3 protein-coding genes are annotated in these 6,896 nt (G+C 71.4%); 1 reads left to right on the top strand and 2 read right to left on the bottom strand.

Annotated elements, in window-relative coordinates; genetic code table 11:
- Nucleotides 1-94: 94 nt before the first annotated feature.
- Together ACFV2J_RS04525 and lanKC are read right to left on the bottom strand one after the other, a co-directional pair.
- The gene (locus tag ACFV2J_RS04525; protein WP_148014162.1) at nt 95-220 is read right to left on the bottom strand and encodes a SapB/AmfS family lanthipeptide; all 126 of its coding nucleotides are present in this window, start codon (nt 218-220) and stop codon (nt 95-97) included.
- Between the two features lie 224 nt (nt 221-444).
- Entirely contained in the window at nt 445-3,060 is a 2,616-nt protein-coding gene (gene lanKC, locus ACFV2J_RS04530) for a class III lanthionine synthetase LanKC (RefSeq protein WP_385094559.1), read from the bottom strand.
- 1,243 nt (nt 3,061-4,303) lie between these two features.
- Here lanKC and ACFV2J_RS04535 point away from each other — a divergent pair.
- Nucleotides 4,304-6,772, top strand: a complete 2,469-nt coding sequence (locus ACFV2J_RS04535) for a lamin tail domain-containing protein (RefSeq protein WP_385437290.1) — start codon at nt 4,304-4,306, stop codon at nt 6,770-6,772.
- Nucleotides 6,773-6,896: the final 124 nt, after the last annotated feature.

Below are 6,896 nucleotides of genomic sequence, written 5' to 3' on the forward strand. Positions count from 1 at the left end.
CGCGCCGCGCCCCGCGCCGCCCCCGCCCCCCCCCCCCCGCGGGGGCGCGGGGCCGCCCCGGCGCCCCGCCCCGCCCCCCCCCCCGGCGGGTGGATCAGAGGCAGAGCAGGGTGCTCACCGTGCTGTTGGTGCAGTTGACGGCGCTCAGGGAGCTGAGAACGGAGCGGTACTCGAGGATTTCCTCGGGGGTCTCCAGGGCCTGCAGGCTGAGGATGGACATGATGGTCCCCTTCCGGGTGGTGGTGGTGGGTGCTTCCGGCGCTCTGCCGGAACTCTGTGGGCGGCCTGTTCTCCCGGGCCGCGGGCGGGATGCGCCGGCGCGCTGTCGGACCGTCGGTGCCGTGTCGGTCGGTGCCGTGTCGGTCGGTGCCGTGTCCGTCGTCCGGTGCCGGTCGGTCGAACCCGGCTGTCCGGTGCCGGCTGTCCGGTGCCGGTCGTCCGGTGTCAGCCGGTCGGTGCCGGGAGTGCGCCGGACGGTGGGCGCTGCCGGGCGTCGGGCGCCCGGTGAGCGACGAGCTCGGTCGGCTCGGTGGGAACGGTCAGGAAGGGCAGCGTCGGGGTGCCCCCGTACACCGCGCCGAGGGCGGTCATGACACCCGCGTTCCCCGTGGCCAGGTCCATGGACAGACGCAGCAACTGCTCCCCGGGGAAGGCCGGATGGCCCTCGTACGGAACGACGTGCCACAGGAGTCGGCGTACGTGCCGCCGGATCACCTCCGCGCGCTCCGCGGCGTCGGGGTCCAGCATCGCCTGCAACCCGATCAGTCCGGCACGACCGTTGAACAGTCCGGGCTGGACGATGAACTCGGGTACCGCGGCGCGGGAGATGCGCTCCAGTTGTTCCGCGAGCCCGGCGTCGGGGCGGTGTTTCAGATGGGCCAGCAGCACCGCGGCGATACCCGCGCTGCCGGACTCCAGATAGGGCAGGACGCGGATGCCGTCGTCGACCTGGAGGGTGCCGTCCTCGGCCACCACGCACCGGGCGAGGTCGTGCTCCAGGGCGCGGCCCGCCAGATCGAGCAGATTGCTGTCGGCCGAGACCTGGTGCAGGTGCAGCAACAGCAACGCGGTTCCGCTGGCGCCGTGGACGAGACCGGCCCTCGCTCCGTCCGGGGGTGCGGCCCGGTCGAGGCGCAGTCCCGCGAAGGCCCGCTCGGCGGCCTCGACCGCGGCGTCGTAGAGGGTCCGGTCCCCGGTCGTCCGGGCGAAGGAGAGCAGGCACAGCCCGATGCCGGCGAGACCGCTCAGCAGATCGGGGCCGTATCCGTCGGAGTCGTCCTTCATCAGACGGTCCAGCAGGTCCATGGCCTGTTGACGGTGGCCGAGCAGGTCGAGGACGTAGGCCACGCCGTGCCCTCCGACCAGCAGACCGGGCCGCAGCGGCTGGCGGTCGACCGCCTTGAGCAGCCAGCCGACGTGGGCGGGATCCACCCGGGCGCCGGTGGCGTGGCAGGCCCACAACACACCCGCCGCGCCGTACGCCAGTCCCAGGCCGTCGTGGGTGAACTGGCTCGGGTCGCCGGGGAACAGTCTGTCGGTACGGTGCGGGGTGGCGCTGGCCGCCATGGCCGCGGCCAGTTCGTCGCGCAGCCGGGGCCACCCGGCCGCCTCGCCGCTGAACAGCTCGCCGAACTCCTCCTCGGGCACCCGGCGTGGGCGGGTCACGGGCCGGCCGTCGAGCTCCGGTGGTTCCGCCGAGGGCAGCGCGAACCTCTCCCGTGCGGCGGCCCGGAGCGTCTCGGCCTTGTGCGGACTCAGTACCGTCAGGGGCAGCAGCGGCATGAAGATCCACAGTCGCAGGGCGGCCAGGGCGTGGTCGTCGACGGCGAACCCGGTCAGCTCGGGCGGCGCCGCGAATCCCGCCGCGCCCAGTGCGGGCCGGACGAACGCGTCGGCGGGCGAGGAGAGTTCGAAGTCCACGAACACCACCCGGCCGTCGGGTCGCACGATCAGGTTCCGTGGGTGCAGATCGCCGAAGACGACGCCCCGGGCGTGGATCGAGCGCAGGCCCTCTTCGATGCTGTCGAGGATGCGCAGTGCCTTCACGCGGTACTCGGCCGTGTCCTCGTCGGTCACCTCGGGGTGGACCAAGGGGTAGTTGCGGCCGAACCACCGGTGCAACGGCTCGCCCTCGATGTACTCCTGCACCAGGAAGTGGTGTTCCCAGGCGGTGAGCCGGCCCAGCACCGCGGGTACGGCGTCCAGGCCGGCGAGCCGGCCGAGCGTGTCGTGCTCCAGGTCCAGACGGGTGACCGCGTCGTCGCCCCGCTGGTCGAGGCCGGCATGCGGTCTGGCCTCCTTCAGCACCACCTGCTCACCGTCCGTCGTCCGCCGGGCCAGGTAGATGCCGCCGCCGTTGGAGAAGTGCAGGGCGCTTTCGACCGTGTAGGGGAAGTCGTCGACGCTGGCCTGGGACGCGGCGGCGAGCGTGTCGGCGAGTACCGCCGGAACCGGCGCCCAGGGCGGGACTTCGAAGACGGCGGCGCGGACGTCCGGGCGCAGCTTCCCCGACGGCTCGCGGAAGGCGAGGACGAGCTCGCCGGTCTCGGATCGGCAGAACCGTTCGACGAAACCGCCGTAGCGTAAGTACAGGGGCCCCTCGCGCCAGCGCAGATCGCTCAGGATGTACGGTCCGGGCGCCCCTTCGAGCGCGGCGTCCAGGTCGGTGAGACAGCGCTCCAGTGCGGTGTCGTCGCGGGGGTAGAGCGTGAGGAACTTGCCGCTGGAGGCGCGGGCCGCGTACTTGGCGTTCTGCGTCTGTACGAGTCCGGGGCTGCGCAGGAACTTGAAGGCGACGCCGTTGTCGAAGCAGTACCGCCGGACCACGTCGAGGACGTGCGGGGCGTTGTCGAGGCGGGCCGCGACATGAATCTTCCAGCCCTGTTCGGGCAGTTCGGGCGTCAGTGGCTGGAAGCCCACCCACACCTCCCGGATGCTGCGCACCCAACCGGGGGGCGCGGCCTCGGTGGCGGCCGGGAATTCCTCCCGAGCGGCCCACTGCACGGGTGAGTCGTAGAACAGTCGGTCGGCGTAGGAATACGCCTCGTAACGCATGTCCATTCGAACCCTCCCAGAATCACCATGGAATACAGCGACAACACGTGCCCCGGCAGAACCGGCTCACAACGACGGACGACCGAGCAGGAATGCCGGCCTCCCGACAGGCCGTCGTCCCCCAACCAACCTTGGGAACAAGGCCCTTGCGCTTGTCGGGGATGTCATGACCCCGACGCCATCAAGGTAGGGTCCGGCCGCCACCTCGCATCAGAGCGCGTTCACGGCGCATCCACGTACAGAACGCCGCGGGTTGCCGAACAGCGCACGCCCGGCCGGCCGGCACGCGCCCTTCACCCACGCGGCAAAAAGGAACACACCCGCACGTCACACTCACGCTCTTCACAGCACGCCCATGGCAGCTCATAATTCCAGCCGACTTTCCGATTCGTAGGTGGGCTTGGCGCGGTGTGTTCGACACTCACCGACACGAATGGAGTAATGGCCCGGCGGGTGACGTCACAGGAATCCGGCATCGGCCGGCGCGCGGCCATTGCCGCTCTCGCGGCAGGCGGGAGGCTCTGACCTCCTTATCGGCTGCTCTCCACGGCCGAAAGGGAATCCGGCCGCCGGTGAATTGCGAACGCCCGGGCGTCAAACCATTCACGGCGCCACACGTCTCGGTTCGAACGCCGCCGGCCGCCCGCTCGCTTCACCTCCGCCGTCGGAACTCTTCCGGACGTCGTCGCGCGGCCGGCCGCCCGAGCTCCGCCGCGGCGGCCATGACGGAGAAGGAAAGTCCGCCCAGATCGGGGAGCGGCGCGCCACTCCGCCCACAACTGCGCCCCCACGCCGTGCCGATCGGGGGTGAGGCACGACAACTCCCGGGCGGTGTCGGGTCGGAGACGGCGGCTGAGCCAGAAGCGGCGGCAAGCGGGAGGCGGACGCGGGTGAGCGGCGGAGGCGGAGGCGCGCCAAGGTCGACCCTGATACGCGTGCCGTCCAACACCGCAGTCGGCGCACGGCACTTGGAACCGGGCTGCGGCCATGGGCCCTTGGGCACCCACTGTTGACCATGAGCTCCCGAGACAGCGGCCCGCCGGAACGGCCACCGCTACCCCCCACCGTGGTGTGCGGCGACGCGACGCGAGACGGAATGTCGGCCACTGGACCCGCAGATTTAACGACACACCCCTTGATACGCCCTTTTCTACGCGCGTAACCTCAGCCGATCGCAAGGTTCGAGCCTGTCAGAACGCACCTCACGCGCCGTTCGTCCGGCGGACGTTGAAGGAGTCACCACGTGCCGATGCACAGACCCAGCGCAGTGCGCGTAGCCGGCGCCGCGTTCGTGGCCGCGACCGCCACGGCGGCCGTCGTCATGGCGCCGCTGCCCGCCGCCTTTGCCACGCCGTCGACGAATGTCGTGATCTCGGAGGCGTACGGCGGTGGCGGCAACTCCGGCGCCACGCTCAGGAACGACTTCGTCGAGCTGGCCAACCGGTCGACGGCCGCCTACCCGCTCGACGGGTACAGCGTGCAGTACCTCCCGGCCTCCCCGTCCGCCGGATCCACCTGGCAGGTCACCCCCCTCACCGGCGCGCTCGCCCCCGGCGGCGGCTACCTGGTCGCCGAGGGCGCGGGCACCGGCGGCACCACCGCGCTGCCGACCGCCGACGCCACCGGCAGCATCGCGATGGCCGCCGCCAGCGGCACCGTCGCCCTGGTCAAGTCGACCACGGCGCTGACCTGCAAGACGGCCGCGGACTGTGCGGGCGACCCCAATATCGTGGACCTCCTCGGCTACGGCACCGCCGTCGTCCGCGAGGGCACCGCCGCGCCGGTCGCGAGCAACACCACCTCCGTGTCCCGCAGCGCCTCGCTCGCCGACAGCGACGACAACTCCGCCGACTTCACCGCCGGTACGCCCACCGCCACCAACAGCGCGGGCGAGACCGCGAACGGCGGCGACAACGGTGGCGGCCCCGGCGGACCCACCGCCCCGGGCGCGTTCCGGATCCACGACATCCAGGGCACCACCCGTCTGTCGCCCCTCAAGGGCCAGAGCGTGGTGGGCGTCCCCGGCATCGTCACCGCCGTCCGCACCACGGGCAGCAAGGGCTACTGGATCCAGGACCCGACCCCGGACACCGACCCCGCCACCAGCGAGGGCCTGTTCGTCTACACCGGCTCCGCCGCGCCCACCGTCTCCGTGGGCGACTCGGTCCTGGTCAGCGGCAAGGTCACGGAGTACTACCCGGGCACCGGCACCCAATCGGTCACCGAGCTGGGCAGCCCGGTCTCCACCACCGTCTCCACCGGCAACGCCCTCCCGGGCCCGGTCGCCCTGAACGACTCGACCGTCCCGGGCGCCTACAGCCCCACCGCGAACGGCGGCAGCATCGAGGCCCTCCCCCTCCAACCAGGCGTCTACTCGCAGGACTTCTACGAGTCCGTCGAGGGCATGCGCGCCTCGGTCCACGACGCCCGGGTGACCGGCGCGACCAACTCGTTCGGCGAGATGTTCGTGACCGCCAAGCCCCACGAGCGGCCCACCAGGCGCGGCGGCACCCTCTACGGCGCCTACGACCAGCAGAACACCGGCCGAATCGAGATCGTCGCGGCCGACGGCTCCACCCCGACCCTCAACGTCGGCGACGAGCTGTCCGGCACCACCACCGGCCCGGTCGACTACGCCTCGTTCGGCGGCTATCTGCTCGCCCCCTCCGCCGCCACCACCGGAACGGCCGTCGACAACGGTCTCAAGCAGGAGGTGACGCGCAAGCAGAAGGGCAAGGAACTCGCCCTCGCCACCTACAACGTCGAGAACCTCGACCCGACGGACGGCGCCGACAAGTTCGCCCGCCTCGCCAAGGGCGTCGTCGCGAACCTCTCCTCCCCCGACATCGTCACCCTGGAGGAGATCCAGGACGACAACGGCGCCACCGACGACGGCACCGTCTCCGCCGAGGCGACCTTGACGAAGTTCACCGCGGCCATCACCGCGGCGGGCGGCCCGAAGTACTCGTGGCGCTACGTCGACCCGGTCGACGACAAGGACGGCGGCGAGCCCGGCGGCAACATCCGCCAGGTCTTCCTCTTCAACCCCAAGCGGGTCTCCTTCGTGGACCGCGCGTCCGCCGGCGACGCCTCCACCACCCCCGTCTCCGTGATCAGGGACAAGCACAAGCGCGAGGCCCACCTCTCCGCCTCACCGGGCCGCATCGACCCCGCGAGCGACGCGTGGACCAACAGCCGCAAGCCCCTGGTCGGCGAGTTCAGGTTCCAGGGCGACACGGTGTTCGTCATCGCGAACCACTTCAACTCCAAGGGCGGTGACGATCCGATGCACGGCCGCTTCCAGGAGCCGACCCGTTCCTCGGAGACCCAGCGCAAGCACCAGGCCGAGGAGGAGAACGCCTTCGTCGACTCCGTCCTCGCCGCCGACCCCAAGGCGCGGATCGTGGCCCTCGGTGACCTCAACGACTACGAGTTCTCCGACGCGGTCAAGACCCTCACCGACAACGGCGACGTCCTCACCGACCTCATCAACACCCTTCCGGTGAGGGAGCGTTACAGCTACGTCTTCGACGGCAACAGCCAGACCCTCGACCACATCCTGACCAGCCCCTCCATCACCCACTACGACTACGACGTCGTCCACATCAACGCGGAGTTCGCCGACCAGGCGAGCGACCACGACCCGCAGGTCGTCCGGATCGACGTGGACAACTGCGGCAGGAAGGCCTACCACCCCGAGCGGGGCAGCGGGAAGTAGCCGCGGCGGTCCCCGGGCCCTCCACCCGCCGCGCCCCCCCCCGGGGGGGGGCGCCGCGGGCGGGGCCCCCCCCCTGGGTCGTGCGTGCGCGCGTGCTCAGGCGCCCGTGACCTCCACCGCGGCC

This window comes from Streptomyces sp. NPDC059668, from assembly GCF_042734135.1.
Taxonomy (GTDB): domain Bacteria; phylum Actinomycetota; class Actinomycetes; order Streptomycetales; family Streptomycetaceae; genus Streptomyces.

Coding starts and splice junctions, on each gene's coding strand:
- ACFV2J_RS04535 (WP_385437290.1), top strand. CDS start 4,304: ATGCACAGACCCAGCGCAGTGCGCGTAGCCGGCGCCGCGTTCGTGGCC.
- ACFV2J_RS04525 (WP_148014162.1), bottom strand. CDS start 220: ATGTCCATCCTCAGCCTGCAGGCCCTGGAGACCCCCGAGGAAATCCTC.
- lanKC (WP_385094559.1), bottom strand. CDS start 3,060: ATGGACATGCGTTACGAGGCGTATTCCTACGCCGACCGACTGTTCTAC.